This is a genomic window from Oleomonas cavernae, assembly GCF_003590945.1.
GTDB lineage: Bacteria > Pseudomonadota > Alphaproteobacteria > Zavarziniales > Zavarziniaceae > Zavarzinia > Zavarzinia cavernae.
Window position 1 is genome coordinate 4,019,265 of the sequence record NZ_QYUK01000011.1, and the last position, 14,070, is coordinate 4,033,334.

Annotated in this window: 12 protein-coding genes; 10 read left to right on the forward strand and 2 right to left on the reverse strand. The window is 68.7% G+C overall.

Going from position 1 to position 14,070, the window contains the following annotated elements; all coding sequences use genetic code 11:
* Positions 1 to 8: 8 nt before the first annotated feature.
* Together D3874_RS23275 and D3874_RS23280 are read right to left on the reverse strand one after the other, a co-directional pair.
* Positions 9 to 2,270, reverse strand: a complete 2,262-nt coding sequence (locus tag D3874_RS23275; RefSeq protein ID WP_119781523.1) for an NADP-dependent malic enzyme — start codon at positions 2,268 to 2,270, stop codon at positions 9 to 11.
* 140 nt (positions 2,271 to 2,410) lie between these two features.
* Entirely contained in the window at positions 2,411 to 3,598 is a 1,188-nt protein-coding gene (locus D3874_RS23280; protein WP_119781524.1) for a benzoate/H(+) symporter BenE family transporter, read from the reverse strand.
* Between the two features lie 249 nt (positions 3,599 to 3,847).
* On the opposite strand from D3874_RS23280, the gene D3874_RS23285 reads away from it, so the two are divergent.
* From D3874_RS23285 to D3874_RS23325, 10 genes are all read left to right on the forward strand, one after another.
* On the forward strand, positions 3,848 to 4,357 hold the full coding sequence (locus tag D3874_RS23285; protein WP_233560116.1) for a GntR family transcriptional regulator: 510 nt from the start codon (positions 3,848 to 3,850) through the stop codon (positions 4,355 to 4,357).
* Between the two features lie 49 nt (positions 4,358 to 4,406).
* Positions 4,407 to 4,706, forward strand: coding sequence for a ribbon-helix-helix domain-containing protein (locus D3874_RS23290; RefSeq protein ID WP_119781526.1), 300 nt, complete (start codon positions 4,407 to 4,409; stop codon positions 4,704 to 4,706).
* A gap of 120 nt (positions 4,707 to 4,826) precedes the next feature.
* Complete coding sequence (gene mutS, locus D3874_RS23295) at positions 4,827 to 7,547, forward strand: DNA mismatch repair protein MutS (protein ID WP_233560118.1); 2,721 nt, start codon at positions 4,827 to 4,829, stop codon at positions 7,545 to 7,547.
* Between the two features lie 135 nt (positions 7,548 to 7,682).
* On the forward strand, positions 7,683 to 8,342 hold the full coding sequence (locus D3874_RS23300) for a hypothetical protein (RefSeq protein WP_147385825.1): 660 nt from the start codon (positions 7,683 to 7,685) through the stop codon (positions 8,340 to 8,342).
* Positions 8,343 to 8,496: 154 nt separating this feature from the next.
* Positions 8,497 to 8,994 carry an AAA family ATPase gene (locus D3874_RS23305; RefSeq protein ID WP_119782457.1) on the forward strand — a complete coding sequence of 166 codons (498 nt, stop codon included), beginning with the start codon at positions 8,497 to 8,499 and terminating at the stop codon, positions 8,992 to 8,994.
* 303 nt (positions 8,995 to 9,297) lie between these two features.
* Complete coding sequence (locus tag D3874_RS23310) at positions 9,298 to 9,981, forward strand: AraC family transcriptional regulator (RefSeq protein ID WP_233560120.1); 684 nt, start codon at positions 9,298 to 9,300, stop codon at positions 9,979 to 9,981.
* Positions 9,982 to 10,119: 138 nt separating this feature from the next.
* Entirely contained in the window at positions 10,120 to 10,416 is a 297-nt protein-coding gene (locus tag D3874_RS32205; protein WP_408899976.1) for an SDR family oxidoreductase, read from the forward strand.
* Complete coding sequence (locus D3874_RS32210; RefSeq protein WP_408899977.1) at positions 10,398 to 10,853, forward strand: SDR family oxidoreductase; 456 nt, start codon at positions 10,398 to 10,400, stop codon at positions 10,851 to 10,853. The genes D3874_RS32205 and D3874_RS32210 overlap by 19 nt, the downstream gene beginning before the upstream one ends.
* Before the next feature lie 28 nt (positions 10,854 to 10,881).
* Positions 10,882 to 11,142 (forward strand): hypothetical protein, encoded by a 261-nt coding sequence (locus D3874_RS23320; RefSeq protein WP_147385827.1) that lies wholly within the window; start codon positions 10,882 to 10,884, stop codon positions 11,140 to 11,142.
* A 111-nt stretch (positions 11,143 to 11,253) separates the two neighbouring features.
* A complete protein-coding gene (locus D3874_RS23325; protein ID WP_119781532.1) occupies positions 11,254 to 14,070 on the forward strand; it encodes a [protein-PII] uridylyltransferase in 2,817 nt (938 codons plus the stop codon).

The window sequence follows — 14,070 nt, forward strand, 5'->3', positions numbered from 1 at the left end:
GCCGGCCCTTACCGCGCCATATAGGCAGTGAGCGCCGCCAGGTTGACGAGATCGGACACGGCCGTGCCCAAGGGCACGATCTGCACCGGCCGGGAGAGGCCGACCAGCAGCGGGCCGATCACCGTGGCGCCGCCCAGTTCCTTCATGATCTTGGCGGCCGTCAGCGAGGCGTCGAGCGACGGCATGATCAGGACATTGGCCGGTTCCGACAGGCGGCTGAACGGGTAGAGCGCCATCAACTGCCGGTTCAGCGCCGTGTCGATCATCATCTCGCCGTCGTATTCGAAGTCGGTCTCCAGGCCGTCCAGGATCGCGACGGCATTGCGCACCACCTGCGCCGAGGCACGGGGCCGGTTACCGAAGTTAGAATAGGACAGGAAGGCGACGCGCGGCTCCTGCCCCAAGCGCCGCACCACGTCCGCCGACTGGCGGGCGATGTCGGCCAGGTCCTGAGCCGTCGGCTGTTCCTCGACCGCGGTGTCGGCGATATAGACCGTCCGCCCCTTGGACAGCACCACCGACAGGCCGAACACCCGCCGGCCCTGGACCGGATCGATCACCCGGCGCACATCTTCCAGCACCGAGGCATAGGACCGGGTCAGGCCGGTCACCATGGCATCGGCGTCGCCGGTCGCCACCATGCAGGCGGCGAAGATGTTGCGGTCGTTGTTCACCAGCCGGCTGCAATCGCGGTGCAGCAGGCCGTGGCGCCGCTGGCGGCCGTAGAGCAGGTCAGTATAGCGGTTGTTATGGGTCGAGTTGCGGGCGTTGTGGATTTCCAGCCCCGCCTCGGCATCGAGGCCCATGGCATCGATGGTTTCGCGGATGCGCTCCTCGCGCCCCACCAGGACCGGCGTGCCATAGCCGGAATTGCGGAAGGCCAGGGCCGCGCGGATGGTCTTCTCCTCCTCGCCTTCGGCGAAGACGACGCGCTTGGGCACCGTACGCACCTCGTCGAAGACCCGCTGGAACAGGGCCACCGCCGGGTCGAGCCGGGCGGACAGCTCGTTGCGGTAGGTCTTCATGTCGACGATCGGCCGCCGCGCCACGCCCGAGTCCATCGCCGCCTTGGCCACGGCCGGCGGGATATGGCTGATCAGGCGCGGGTCGAAGGGCACCGGGATGATGTACTTGGGTCCATACTGCGGCCGGCTGCCGGCGTAAGCCGCGGCGACCTCGTCGGGCACATCCTCGCGGGCCAGCGCCGCGATCGCCTTGGCCGCGGCCAGCTTCATCTCGTCGTTGATGGTGCGGGCACGCACGTCGAGTGCGCCGCGGAAGATATAGGGGAAACCCAGGACGTTGTTCACCTGGTTGGGATAGTCGGAACGGCCCGTCGCCACGATGGCGTCGCCGCGCACCGCTTCCACTTCCTCGGGCGTGATTTCCGGATCCGGGTTGGCCATGGCGAAGATGATCGGATGGGGCGCCATGCTGGCGACCATCTCGCGCGTCATCGCGCCCTTCACCGACAGGCCTAGGAACACGTCGGCGCCCTTGACCGCCTCTTCCAGGCTGCGCAGGGGCGTGTCGACCGCATGGGCCGATTTCCACTGGTTCATGCCCTCGGTGCGGCCCTTGTAGATCACGCCCTTGCTGTCGCACAGGATCGCGTTCTCGCCCGGCAGGCCCAGGCGCTTGACCAGCTCGATGCAGGCGATCGAGGCGGCACCCGCGCCGTTGACCACGACGCGGATGTCCTTCAGCGACTTGCCGGTCAGGTCCAGGGCGTTGATCAGCCCGGCGGCGGCGATGATCGCGGTGCCGTGCTGGTCGTCATGGAACACCGGAATGTCCATCAGCTCGCGCAGGCGGCTTTCGATGATGAAGCACTCGGGCGCCTTGATATCCTCGAGGTTGATGCCGCCGAAGCTGGGGCCTAGGTAGCGCACCGCGCTGATGAATTCTTCCACGTCCTCGGTATCGACCTCGAGATCGATCGAATCGACGTCGGCGAAGCGCTTGAACAGGACCGCCTTGCCCTCCATCACCGGCTTGGAGGCGAGCGCGCCCAGGTTGCCCAGCCCCAGGATCGCCGTGCCGTTCGAGATCACGGCGACCAGGTTGCCCTTGGTGGTGTAATCATAGGCGGTCGAAGGGTCGGCGGCGATCGCGTGAACCGGGACGGCGACGCCGGGGGAATAGGCCAGGCTCAGGTCGCGCTGAGTTGCCATGGGCTTGGTGGCGATGATTTCGAGTTTGCCGGGGCGGCCCTGGGCATGAAACAGCAGGGCTTCTTCATCCGAAACAGCGGTACGCTTGGTGCTCATATTCCTGTCCGATCGACGCGGGGGTGGCCCGCCCTATCCTCTTCAATACTGGCGCGCCGCGCCGGAGGGCGGACTATCCTCGCCTTTCCGTTTATTGTCCAGTGACAGTTAAAATCTTTTCATTTAATTCTCGATACCCCTCAGTTCCGGCGCTGGAGCAGCCAGAACGCCCCGCCCGCCAGCAGGCCCCAGAAGGCCGCGCCGATGCCCCCGAACGACAGGCCCGAGGCCGTGACCAGGAAGGTGATCAGCACCGCCTCCCGTTCGGCCGGGTTGGCCAGGGCATTGCCCAGGGCGCCGGCGAAGGCGCCGATCAGGGCGAGGCCCGCCACCGCCTGGATCAGGATCGGCGGCGCCGCGGCGGCGACCGCCGCCGCCAGGGTCGCGACCATGCCGATGACGATATAGGCCAGCCCCGCCGCCACCGCCGCCAGCCAGCGCCGGCCGGGATCGGCGGCCGCATCCGGCCCCGCGCACATGGCCGCGGTGATGGCGGCAAGGTTGACCGCGAAGCCGCCGAAGGGGGCGGTGACCAGAGACATGGCCCCGGTCGAGACGAACAGCGGCCCCGGCTCGGGCCGGTAGCCGTTGGATTGCAGCACGGCGAGGCCCGGCACGTTCTGCGAGGCCATGGTGACCAGGAACAGGGGCAGGCCGATGCCGATGATCGCCTTCAGGTCGAACACCGGCGCGGTCAGCACCAGATGCGGCATCAGGTCGGCGCCGGCCGGCAGGTTGGCGGCGGCGCTGCCGTCGATCATGACCATGGCGATGGTCACGGCCAAGGCGACCGGCATGGCCCACAGCCGGTTGAGGCGAATCATCAAGGCCCAGGCCAGCACGATCGGCAGGGCCAGCAGGGGCAAGGCCCCCACCGCCTTGAACGGCGCCAGGCACAGGCTGAGCAGGACGCCGGCCAGCATGCCGCCGGCCAGCGAGGGCGGAATCGCGGCAACCAGGCGGCCGAAGGGCTTGGCCAGCCCGGCGATCACCACCAGCCCCCCGGCCACCAGGAAGGCGCCTACCGCGACGGCGAACCCGCCCTCGGGCGCAGCCGTCGAGGCCAGCAAGGCCGCCCCCGGGGTGGCCCAGGCGATGCTGATCGGCATGCGCTGCCACAGGCTGAGGATCACCCCCAGCAGGCCCATCCCCAGACACAGGGCCAGCAGGCCCGAGGCGGCCTCCAGCGGCGTCGCCCCCATGGCGCGCAGCCCTTCCAGCACCACGGTGAAGGAGGAGGCGAAGCCCACCACGGCCGCCATCAGGCCGGCGGTGACCGGGCGGACCCATTCCTTCGCCGCGCCGCCGATTTCCCCTGCCTGCGCCATCGTGGCCCCTTACGCAAACCTATCCAATCGCGCCAAAATAAGTAGATTGGATCCAATCGCCAATGCAAAACGCGCAACCATGACCCGTGCCACGCCCCTTGCCCAACTGATCGACGCCGCCCGGCCGCGCTTCCGCACCGCCTGCGCCTTCGTCGAAGCCACCCTGCGCGACGCCATCCTGACCGGCGCCCTGCCCGGCGGCACCCCCTGCGCCAGGAGGAGCTGGCGGCCGCCTTCGCGGTCAGCCGCATGCCGGTGCGCGAGGCCCTGCGGCAGTTGGAGGCCCAGGCCCTGGTCGACTTCGCCCCGCACAAGGGCGCGGTGGTGACCGACATCTCGGCCCAGGATGCGGCGGACAACTACGCCATCCGCGCCGCCCTGGAACCCGCCGCCCTGCGCCTGTCCCTGCCGGCCCTGAGCGCGGACGATTTCGCCCGGGCCGAGGGCCTGCTGGCCGAGATGGACACCGAACTGGACCTGCCCCGCCTGGGCGACCTCAACCGCCGTTTCCACCTGACGCTATACGCCAGGGCCGGCCGGCCGCGCCTGATCGCCCTGGTCGAACAGCACCTGGCAGCGGCCGACCGCTATCTGCGCTTCCACTTCGCCGCCCTGGGCCGCGAGCACATGGCCCAGGACGAACACACCGCCCTGCTCGCCGCCTGCCGCGCCGGCGACGGCGATGCCGCCGCCCGCATCCTCACCACCCACATCGAAACCGCCGCCGCCAACATGCAGGCCTTCTTCGCCCGGCGGTAGACAAGCCATGCGACCAGGTAGCAATATTTGCTACCAAAGGAGACAGGCTATGCCCGACATCCAGAAGATCAGCGTCGCCCTGACCGGCGAACAGGTCGCCGCCCTGAAGGCCGCGGTCGAGACCGGCGAATACGCCACCACCAGCGAAATCATCCGCGAGGCCCTGCGCGACTGGCAGTTCAAACGCGACCTGCGCCAGGAGGACATCAAGCGGCTGCGCGCCCTGTGGGACGAAGGCAAGGCAAGCGGGCCGGCCGGACCTCTCGATTTCGCTGAACTGCGCGCCGAGGCCAGGAAGCGCAATGCGTCTCGGACAAAGGCATTGCGTGGTTCGACAGGCTCACCATGAGGAAAATCTTACTGCCATAAAGACTCCCCTCATCCTGAGCCTGTCGAAGGACGCACGGCATTCGTGCCACGCAAATCCGACCCGTGACGCCGCCGCCCTCAGCCCTTAGAGTGCGGCGCCATGTCGGTTGAGCCCCTGAATATCGAATCGGAAAACCTCGAGAGCCCGGACCTGTCGGGCGCCTCGCCCATGATGGTGCAGTACCTGGCGATCAAGGCGGCGCACCCGGGCAGCCTGCTGTTCTACCGCATGGGCGATTTCTACGAATTGTTCTTCGAGGATGCGGAAGCCGCCTCGGCCGCGCTGGACATCACCTTGACCAAGCGCGGCAAGCATCTGGGCCAGGACATCGCCATGTGCGGCGTGCCCGTCCATGCCGCCGACGCCTATCTCTCGCGCCTGATCCGCAAGGGCTTCAAGGTCGCCATCGGCGAGCAGGTGGAAGACCCGGCGGAGGCCAAGAAGCGCGGCGGCAAGAGCGTCGTCAAGCGCGAGGTGGTGCGCATCGTCACGCCGGGTACCCTGACCGAGGAAACCCTGCTCGACGCCCGCGCCAACAATCTGCTGGCCGCGATCGGCGGGGCCGAGGGGCGCCTGGGCCTGGCCTGGGCCGACGTCTCGACCGGCCTGTTCGAGGTCACCGCAATCGAGGCCGAACAACTGGGCGCCGAGCTGGCACGCCTGGCGCCGGGCGAGATCCTGCTGTCGGACCGGCGCTTCGACGATCCCGCGATCAAGGCGCTGGACGGCGCCATCGACGACCGCATCACCCCGCTGCCGGCATCGCGCTTCGATTCGACCGCGGGCGAGCGCAGGCTGAAGGAGATCTTCGCCGTCGGTACCCTGGATGGTTACGGCGCCTTCTCGCGCGCCGAACTCTCGGCCCTGGGCGCCGTCATCGCCTATGTCGAGCTGACCCAGAAAGGCCGCCTCGCCCGCCTGCGCCCGCCCCGGCGGGTCGCGGCCGGTTCCACCATGGCGATCGACGCCGCGACCAGGCGCAGCCTGGAAATCACCCAAGGCCCGGACGGCGGGCGCAGCGGCAGCCTGCTCGCCGTGATCGACGAGACCGTGACCGGTGCCGGCGCCCGCCTGCTGCGCTTCCATCTCTCGGCGCCGTTGACCCAGGTGGCGGCGATCGAGCAGCGCCTGGACATGGTCGACCATCTGCTGCGCCAGGCCGATCTGCGCCGGTCGCTGCGCGCCGCCTTGCGTCGCCTGCCCGACCTGGAGCGCGCGCTGGCCCGCCTGGCACTGGGCCGCGGCGGCCCGCGCGATCTGGCCGCCATCGGCGCGGGGCTGGGCCTGCTGCCCGAGGTCGCCCGCCTGTTTAGCGCGGCCGACCTCAACCCGCCGCCCGCCGGCCTGATCGCCGCCCTGAACCGGTTCGGCGACCATGGCGAACTGGCCGCCATGCTGGCTGCCGCCATCGTGGCCGAGCCGCCGGCCCTGGCCCGTGACGGCGGCTTCATCGCCGCCGGCCACTACCCCGCCCTGGACGAGGAACGCCGCCTGCGCGACGAGGGCCGCCGCCTGGTCGCCGCCCTCGAGGCGCGCCTGAAGGGCGATACCGGCATCGGCGCCCTGAAGGTCCGCCACAATAACGTGCTGGGTTACCACATCGAGGTGACCCCGCTCCATGCCGACAAGCTCGGCGCCGACAGCCGCTTCATCCATCGCCAGACGCTGGGCAGCGCGGTGCGCTTCACCACGGTGGAACTGAGCGAGTTGGCGGACCGCATCGCGCGGGCCGGCGACAAGGCGATCGCCATGGAGGTCGAGCTGTTCGACGGCCTGGTGGCCCGGGTCCTGGCCGCCGCCGGCACGATTGCCGACGCCGCCTTGGGGCTGGCCGAAATCGATGTCGCCGCCGCCCTCGCCGAACTGGCCGAGAAGCGCCGCTACACCAGGCCCCGGGTCGAAGACAGCACCGCCTTTTCGATCGAGGCCGGCCGCCACCCGGTGGTCGAGGCCGGTTTCGGGGCCGGGCGCGAGGGCGATTTCGTCGCCAACGACTGCGACCTTGGCCCCGGCAACCGGCTGTGGCTGCTGACCGGCCCCAACATGGCCGGCAAGTCCACCTTCCTGCGCCAGAACGCGCTGATCGCGGTGATGGCGCAGATGGGCAGCTTCGTGCCCGCCGCCAGCGCCCGGATCGGCGTGGTCGACCGCCTGTTCAGCCGGGTGGGCGCGGCCGACGACCTGGCCCGCGGCCGCTCCACCTTCATGGTCGAAATGGTCGAGGCGGCGGCGATCCTCAACCAGGCGACCCCGCGCAGCCTGGTCATCCTGGACGAGCTGGGCCGCGGCACCGCGACCTATGACGGCCTCTCCATCGCCTGGGCCGCAATCGAGCAGTTGCACGATGTCAACCGGAGCCGCGCCCTCTTCGCCACCCATTATCACGAGCTGACCATCCTGGCCGAAAGACTCGCCGAGGTCGCCGCGCACACGGTCAAGGTGCGGGAATGGAAGGGCGACGTGGTCTTCCTGCACGAGGTGGTGCGCGGCACCGCCGACCGTTCCTACGGCATCCAGGTCGCCAGGCTGGCCGGCCTGCCGCCGGCCGTCATCGCCAGGGCCGAGGATGTCCTGCACCGCCTGGAATCGGGGGCGGCGGCGCCCGGCGGCGGAAGGCCCGACATGGCCGCCCTGGCCGACGACCTGCCCCTGTTCGCCGCCCTGGCGGCACGGCCCCGGCCCGTGCAAGCAGCACCCGCCGATCCCGCCGCCGCGGCCACGCTCGACGCGGTCAAGACCCTTGATCCCGACGCCATGACCCCGCGCGAGGCGCTGGACGCGCTTTACCGCCTGAAGGCCCTGGGCCACACGGATCGTTAACCCTGTCCTGCCACCCTGCCCAGGATTGCAGGAGGCTTTCATGGGTATCGCCCAGGTGGTCGGCGCCTTTCCCCGCCGTCCCTTCACCCTTTCCCCTATTACGAGCGGCGGCGCATTGCTGTTGCCTTGGTGGTCATGCTGCCGCTGTGCCTGTTCGCTATCTACCTGGTGACCGGTGGCGGGCTGGGCAGGATCATGGCGGACCTGGAGATCGCGCAGGCGCCGGTGACGGTCGTCCCAACCCGACCGCCAGTGGGCGAGTGCCGCACCATCTTCGTGGTCTCGGGCTGCTGGATGTCGGTCGCCTACGAGGTCGACGGCGTGCCCTATGTGCGCGACCTCACCCATGTCTGGTTCGGCCGCATCATGGGCGAGGTGCCGATGGAATTCGTGCGCAGCGCCGATGACCCGTCTCTGGTTACCACCCGCTACGCCCTGGACCGGCAAGGCCTGGAACTGCTCGCGTTCGGTCTGTTCGCCACGCTGGCGGTGGTTCTGCTGATCCAGATCCCGCTGGTGATCAGCCGCAGCCTGCAGCGCGCCCGGCAGGTGCGGATGCTGGGCGGGCGGCCCCTGCGCCTGCGCCCGACCGTCCTGCTCAACGAGCGTCGCGGCACCAGCCGCCTGCTCGGGGAATATCCCCTGACCGTGCGCGACCAGAGCAGGCAATGGATCTTCCTCATCGAACCGGTCGAGCATCGGGGCGGCGAGCCCCGGGTCTATCTGGACGAAGCCCTGCGGCGGCTGGACCTGAGCCGCGCGGAACGGCGCTTGCTCGCCGCGGCCGCGCGCTGATAGGCTTGGCCCATGGATCTGCATCGGCAAACGGCGGTCGCCCGGCAAGGCGGCCGAATTAACAACCCGGCCTGAACGCCAGGCCGGGTTCGTCGCCGTTTCGTTCAGATCCGGCATCGCCAATCGATGCCCCGCCACAAGGATTGTGGAAACCATGCCCGCCACCCTGAATCTGGCCACCCTGCATCTGGTCTGCGGCAAGATCGCCGCGGGCAAATCCACCCTTTGCGCCCGCCTGTCGGCCATGCCCGGCACCGTCCTGATCAGCGAGGATCACTGGCTGGCCCGGCTCTATCCCGGCGAGCAAGCCTCGGTCGCCGACTATGTCCGCAACGCCGCGCGCCTGCGCTCGGTCATGGGCGGCCATGTCGAGACCCTGCTGCGGGCCGGCCTGTCGGTGGTGCTCGACTTCCCCGCCAACACCCTGGCCAACCGGCAATGGATGCGCAGCATCTTCGAGGCGGCCGGAGCCGACCACCAGCTGCACTATCTCGATGTCCCCGATGCCGTGTGCAAGGCTCGGCTCAAGGCCCGCAACCTGGCCGGCGCGCATGACTTCGCCGCCAGCGAGGCGGAATTCGACCTGATCACCAGCTACTTCGTCGCCCCCACCGCCGCGGAAGGCTTCAACTTGGCAATCTTGGAGAATTAGGCAAGAATGGCGGCCAACCGGGATATCCGTGGCCGGGCGCCTTCCGGTAATATCGGCAAATCCTCGCCCTCAGGAGCATTGCCGTGACCGGTGCGAACGAACTGGCCGCCCTGATCGGGCAATACACCGATCAGGACGGCGTTGCCGCGACCGCGATCCCCCGCGTCTCGCTGATCCGGGCCTCGCGGCCTAGCGCGCCGATCCATGCCCTGCAGGAACCGGCCCTGTGCATTGTCGCTCAGGCCGCAAGCAGGTCATCCTGGGCGACCAGGTCCATTTCTATGGCGGGCGAAGTTCCTGGTCGTGTCGGTCGACGTGCCCGTGGTCGGCCAGGTGATCGAAGCGACGCCGGCGCAGCCCTACCTGTGTTTCCGCCTCGATCTCGACGCCGGCATGCTGGGGGCGATGATGATGGAACTGGGCCTGGACCGGGCCGCCGCCGGCGACACGCCGGGCACCAGCCTGGCGCTGAGCGACGTCACCCCTGAACTGCTGGACGCGGCGATCCGCCTGGTGCGCCTGCTGGCCAACCCGCGCGACATCCCGGTCCTGGCGCCCCTGGCCGAGCGGGAAATCCTCTATCGCCTGTTCCTCGGCGACCAGGGCCCGCGCCTGTGCCAGATCGCCAAGACCGAAAGCAAGCTGCAGCAGGTGAACCGGGCGATCGGCTGGATCAAGCGCCATTTCAGCGAGGCCATCCGCATCGAAGACGTCGCCGCCCAGGCCCGCATGAGCCCCTCGGCATTACACCTGCATTTCAAGGCGGTCACCTCGATGAGCCCGCTGCAATACCAGAAGCAGTTGCGCCTGCAGGAGGCGCGCCGCCTGATGCTGGGCCAGGCCATGGATGCGGCCACCGCCGGCTTCAACGTGGGCTATGAAAGCCCGTCCCAGTTCAGCCGCGAATACAGCCGCCTGTTCGGCGCCCCGCCCCTGCGCGACATGGCCCGCCTGCGCGCCGTGCCCGATGCTGGGGTACCGGTCTGAACCCTGCCGCCCGCACTTTGGAGGATCGGGCAAGAACGGTGTAGCCCTGGTCTAACGCTTGCCTGGAGGATCGGGCAATAATCGTCCCTGTCACCGCGACGGACCGTCCGCCGCCGGATCGCAGCAAGGGACCCGACCATGTCGAGCATCGAGGGAAAAGTCATCGCCATCACCGGGGCCAGCAGCGGCATCGGCGAAGCCGCCGCCCGTGAACTGGCGCGCCGCGGCGCCCATGTCGTGCTGGGTGCCCGGCGCACCGACCGGTTGGAGAGCCTGGCGGCCGAGATCAGCGCGGCCGGCGGCTCGGCCCGCTTCCGGGCGCTGGACGTCACCAGCCGCGCCGACACCGAGGCCTTCATCGGCTTTGCCGTTGAGTCCTTCGGCCAGGTCGACGTCATCGTCAACAATGCCGGGTCATGCCCCTGTCGCGCTTGAGCGAACTCAAGGTCGAGGAATGGGAGCGGATGATCGACGTGAACATCCGCGGCGTGCTGAACGGCATCGCCGCAGGCCTGCCGGTGATGAAGGCCCAGGGCTGGGGCCAGTTCATCAATGTCGCCTCGATCGGCGCCCATCGGGTGGTGCCCACCGCGGCGATCTATTGCGCCACCAAATACGCCGTCTGGGCGATTTCCGACGGCCTGCGCCAGGAAAACGACGACATCCGCGTCACCACCATCTCGCCCGGCGTCACCACCTCGGAACTGGCCGATTCGATCACCGATCCCGGCGCGCGCGCCGCCATGCAGGAATACCGCAAGATCGCGATCGGCCCCGACGCCATCGCCCGCGCCATTGCCTTTGCCGTCGAACAGCCGGCCGATGTCGACGTCAACGAGATCATCGTCCGCCCCACCGCCGGCCTCAATTGACCCCCCAAGACCCATGAGGATTTCGACCATGCCCCAACCGATCAATCTCGCCTTTGTCCGGGCCAAGGCCGGCCAGGCTGAGGAACTGGGCCGCCGCCTGCACGCCCTGGCCCAGCCCCCGCACCGGGCGGCCAGCAGCCCGGACTTCGATATCCGCCGCTCGGCCAAGGATCCGCAGCTGTGGCTGGTCGCCCGTCATTCGACACCGTCCGACCTGCACAGCTTCATCAGCGAGGCGCCGGCCCTGATCGACGTCTCGGTTCCTTTCGAGGTCTCGATGAGCACCTGAAAAGACCGCGGGGCGGCGCCAGCCCCGCCCTGGCGTCAATTCTGCCATCGCCCCGTCGACGGCGGACTGGCCATGCCTTACCTATAGGGGCGGAAAGAGCCCGAGGAACGCATGGATATCGCCGTCAAGCATCGCCGCACGATCATCGACCGCAAGGAGCTGGTCGAGACGCTTGATGCCATGGCCGCCGAGAAACTGGGCAACGCCGCCACGCGCATCCGCCTGGTGCAGATCTTCAAGGCCGCCCTGGCCGCCGGCCGGGCCGAATGCCGCCGCCGCCTGGAAGCGACCGAGGCGACCGGCCGCGAGACCGCCGCCGGCCTGTGCTTCCTGGTCGACCAGATCATCCGCACCCTGCACGACTTCACCGTCGGCCATTTCTATCCGATCGTGAACCCGACGGCGGGCGAGCGCCTGGACCTGATCGCCCTGGGCGGCTATGGCCGGGGCGAGCTGGCGCCGGGTTCGGACGTCGACCTCCTGTTCCTGCTGCCCTACAAGGAGACGCCCTGGCACGAGCAGGTGATCGAATTCATGCTCTACCTGCTGTGGGACCTGGGGCTGAAGGTCGGCCATGCCACCCGTTCGGTCGACGAGTGCATCCGCCTGGCCAAGCAGGACCAGACTATCCGCACCGCCATGCTGGAGATGCGCTGGCTGTGGGGCGACCAGTTGCTCTATGCCGAACTGAAAGACCGCTTCACCCGCGACGTCATGGCGGGCAGCGGGACCGACTTCCTGCAAGCCAAGCTGACCGAGCGCGACGACCGCCACCGCCGCATGGGCGATTCCCGCTACACGGTCGAGCCCAACCTGAAGGAGGGCAAGGGCGGCCTGCGCGACCTGCACACCCTGTGGTGGATCGCCAAATACATCCACAAGGTGGACGACGCCGCCGACCTGGTCGGCAAGGGCGTGCTCTCGGCCGATGAATACCGCCGCTTCGTCAAGGCCGAGAATTTCCTGTGGGATGTGCGCTGTCACCTGCACTTCGTCACCGGCCGGCCCGAGGAACGCCTGACCTTCGATGTCCAGCCCGAACTGGCCAGGCGCCTGGGCTATACCGACCACGCCGGCACCAAGGGTGTCGAGCGCTTCATGAAGCACTACTTCCTGGTGGCCAAGGACGTCGGCAGCCTGACCCGCATCTTCTGCGCCAACCTGGAAGAGCAGGCGCGCGGGCGCTCGTCGCGGCTGAAGCTGCTGCGGATCCCCAAGCGCGCCAAGAAACTGGAAGGCTTCCTCCAGGAAGGCAACCGGCTGAGCGTCATCGAGGACACCCAGTTCGAGCTTGCCCCCATCGACATGATCCGCCTGTTCGAGGTGGCCCAGCGCCAGGAACTGGACATCCACCCCCATGCGCTGCACCTGATTACGCGCAACCTGAAGCGGATCGACGCCACCCTGCGCGCCGACCCCGAGGCCAACCGACTGTTCCTGGACATCCTGACCAGCCGCAAGGACCCCGAGACTGCCCTGCGCCGCCTCAACGAGGCCGGGGTCTTCGGCCGCTTCGTGCCCGATTTCGGCCGTGTCGTCGCCCAGATGCAATATGACATGTATCATGTCTACACGGTCGACGAGCACACCATCCGGGCGATCGGCGTGCTGCATCAAATCGAGTCCGGGCAACTGGCCGAGGAACACCCGGTGGCCGACGAGATCGTCGCCAAGATCCTGTCGCGCCGGGTGCTGTACTGCGCCGTGCTGATCCACGACATCGCCAAGGGCCGCGGCCGCGACCATTCGGTGGTGGGGGCCGAGATCGCCGAGCGGCTGTGCCCGCGCTTCGGCCTGACCGAGGCCGAGACCGAGACCGTCGCCTGGCTGGTGCGCTACCACCTGGCGATGTCGAACACCGCTTTCAAGCGCGACATCACCGATCCCAAGACGGTGCAGGATTTCGCCGAACTGGTGCAGAGCCCCGAGCGGCTTCGCCTGCTGATCGTGCTGACCGTCGCCGATATCCGCGCCGTGGGGCCGGGCATCTGGAACGGCTGGAAGGGCCAGTTGCTGCGCACCCTCTATCACGAGACCGAGCCTTTGCTGTCGGGTGGCCATGTCACCGCCGGGCGCGACCGGCTGGCCCGCGGCCACGCCGAGGTGAGCGCGCGGCTCAAGGACTGGCGCCAGGACGAGATCGAGGCCTTCTTCCGCCGCTGCCCCGACAGCTACTTCCTGTCGACCGACGCCCCCTCGATCGAGCGCCATGCCCGCCTGATCCGCGAAGCCGACCGCGACAATGCCCCGCTCACCCTGGCGACCCGCATCGACCGCTTCCGCGCCGTGACCGAGGTGACGCTCTATACTGCCGACCACGCCGGCCTGTTCGCCCGCGTGACCGGGGCGATCTCGGTTTGCGGGGCATCGATCGTCGACGCCAAGATCTTCACGACCCATGACGGCATGGCGCTCGACGTGTTTACCATCCAGGACGCCGAGGGCGACCCGTTCGACCGGCCCGAACGCCTGGCCAAGCTCTCTACCACCATCGAGCAGGTGCTGATGGGCAGCGTGCGCCCGCGCGAGATTCTGGAAGGCCGGGCGGCACCGTCGAAGCGGACCATGAACTTCACCGTGGTGCCCCGGGTGCTGATCGACAACAACGCCTCGACCCGCATGACGGTGATCGAGGTCAACGGCCGCGACCGGCCGGGCCTGCTGTTCGAGCTGACCCGCGCCCTGTTCGGCCTGAACCTGACCATCCGCTCGGCCCATATCGCAACCTATGGCGAACGCGCGGTCGACGTCTTCTATGTCTCCGACCTGTTCGGCCACAAGGTGCGCCACGGCGGCAAGCTCAAAGCCATCGAGCGGCGCCTGATCGACGTGCTGACGCCGCCGCCCGCCGGCAGCGTGACGGTCGTCGGCGCCGGCCCCGCCGGGGCGGACACCGCGGCCCGGCCGCGCCGCGCCGCGACCCGCTGA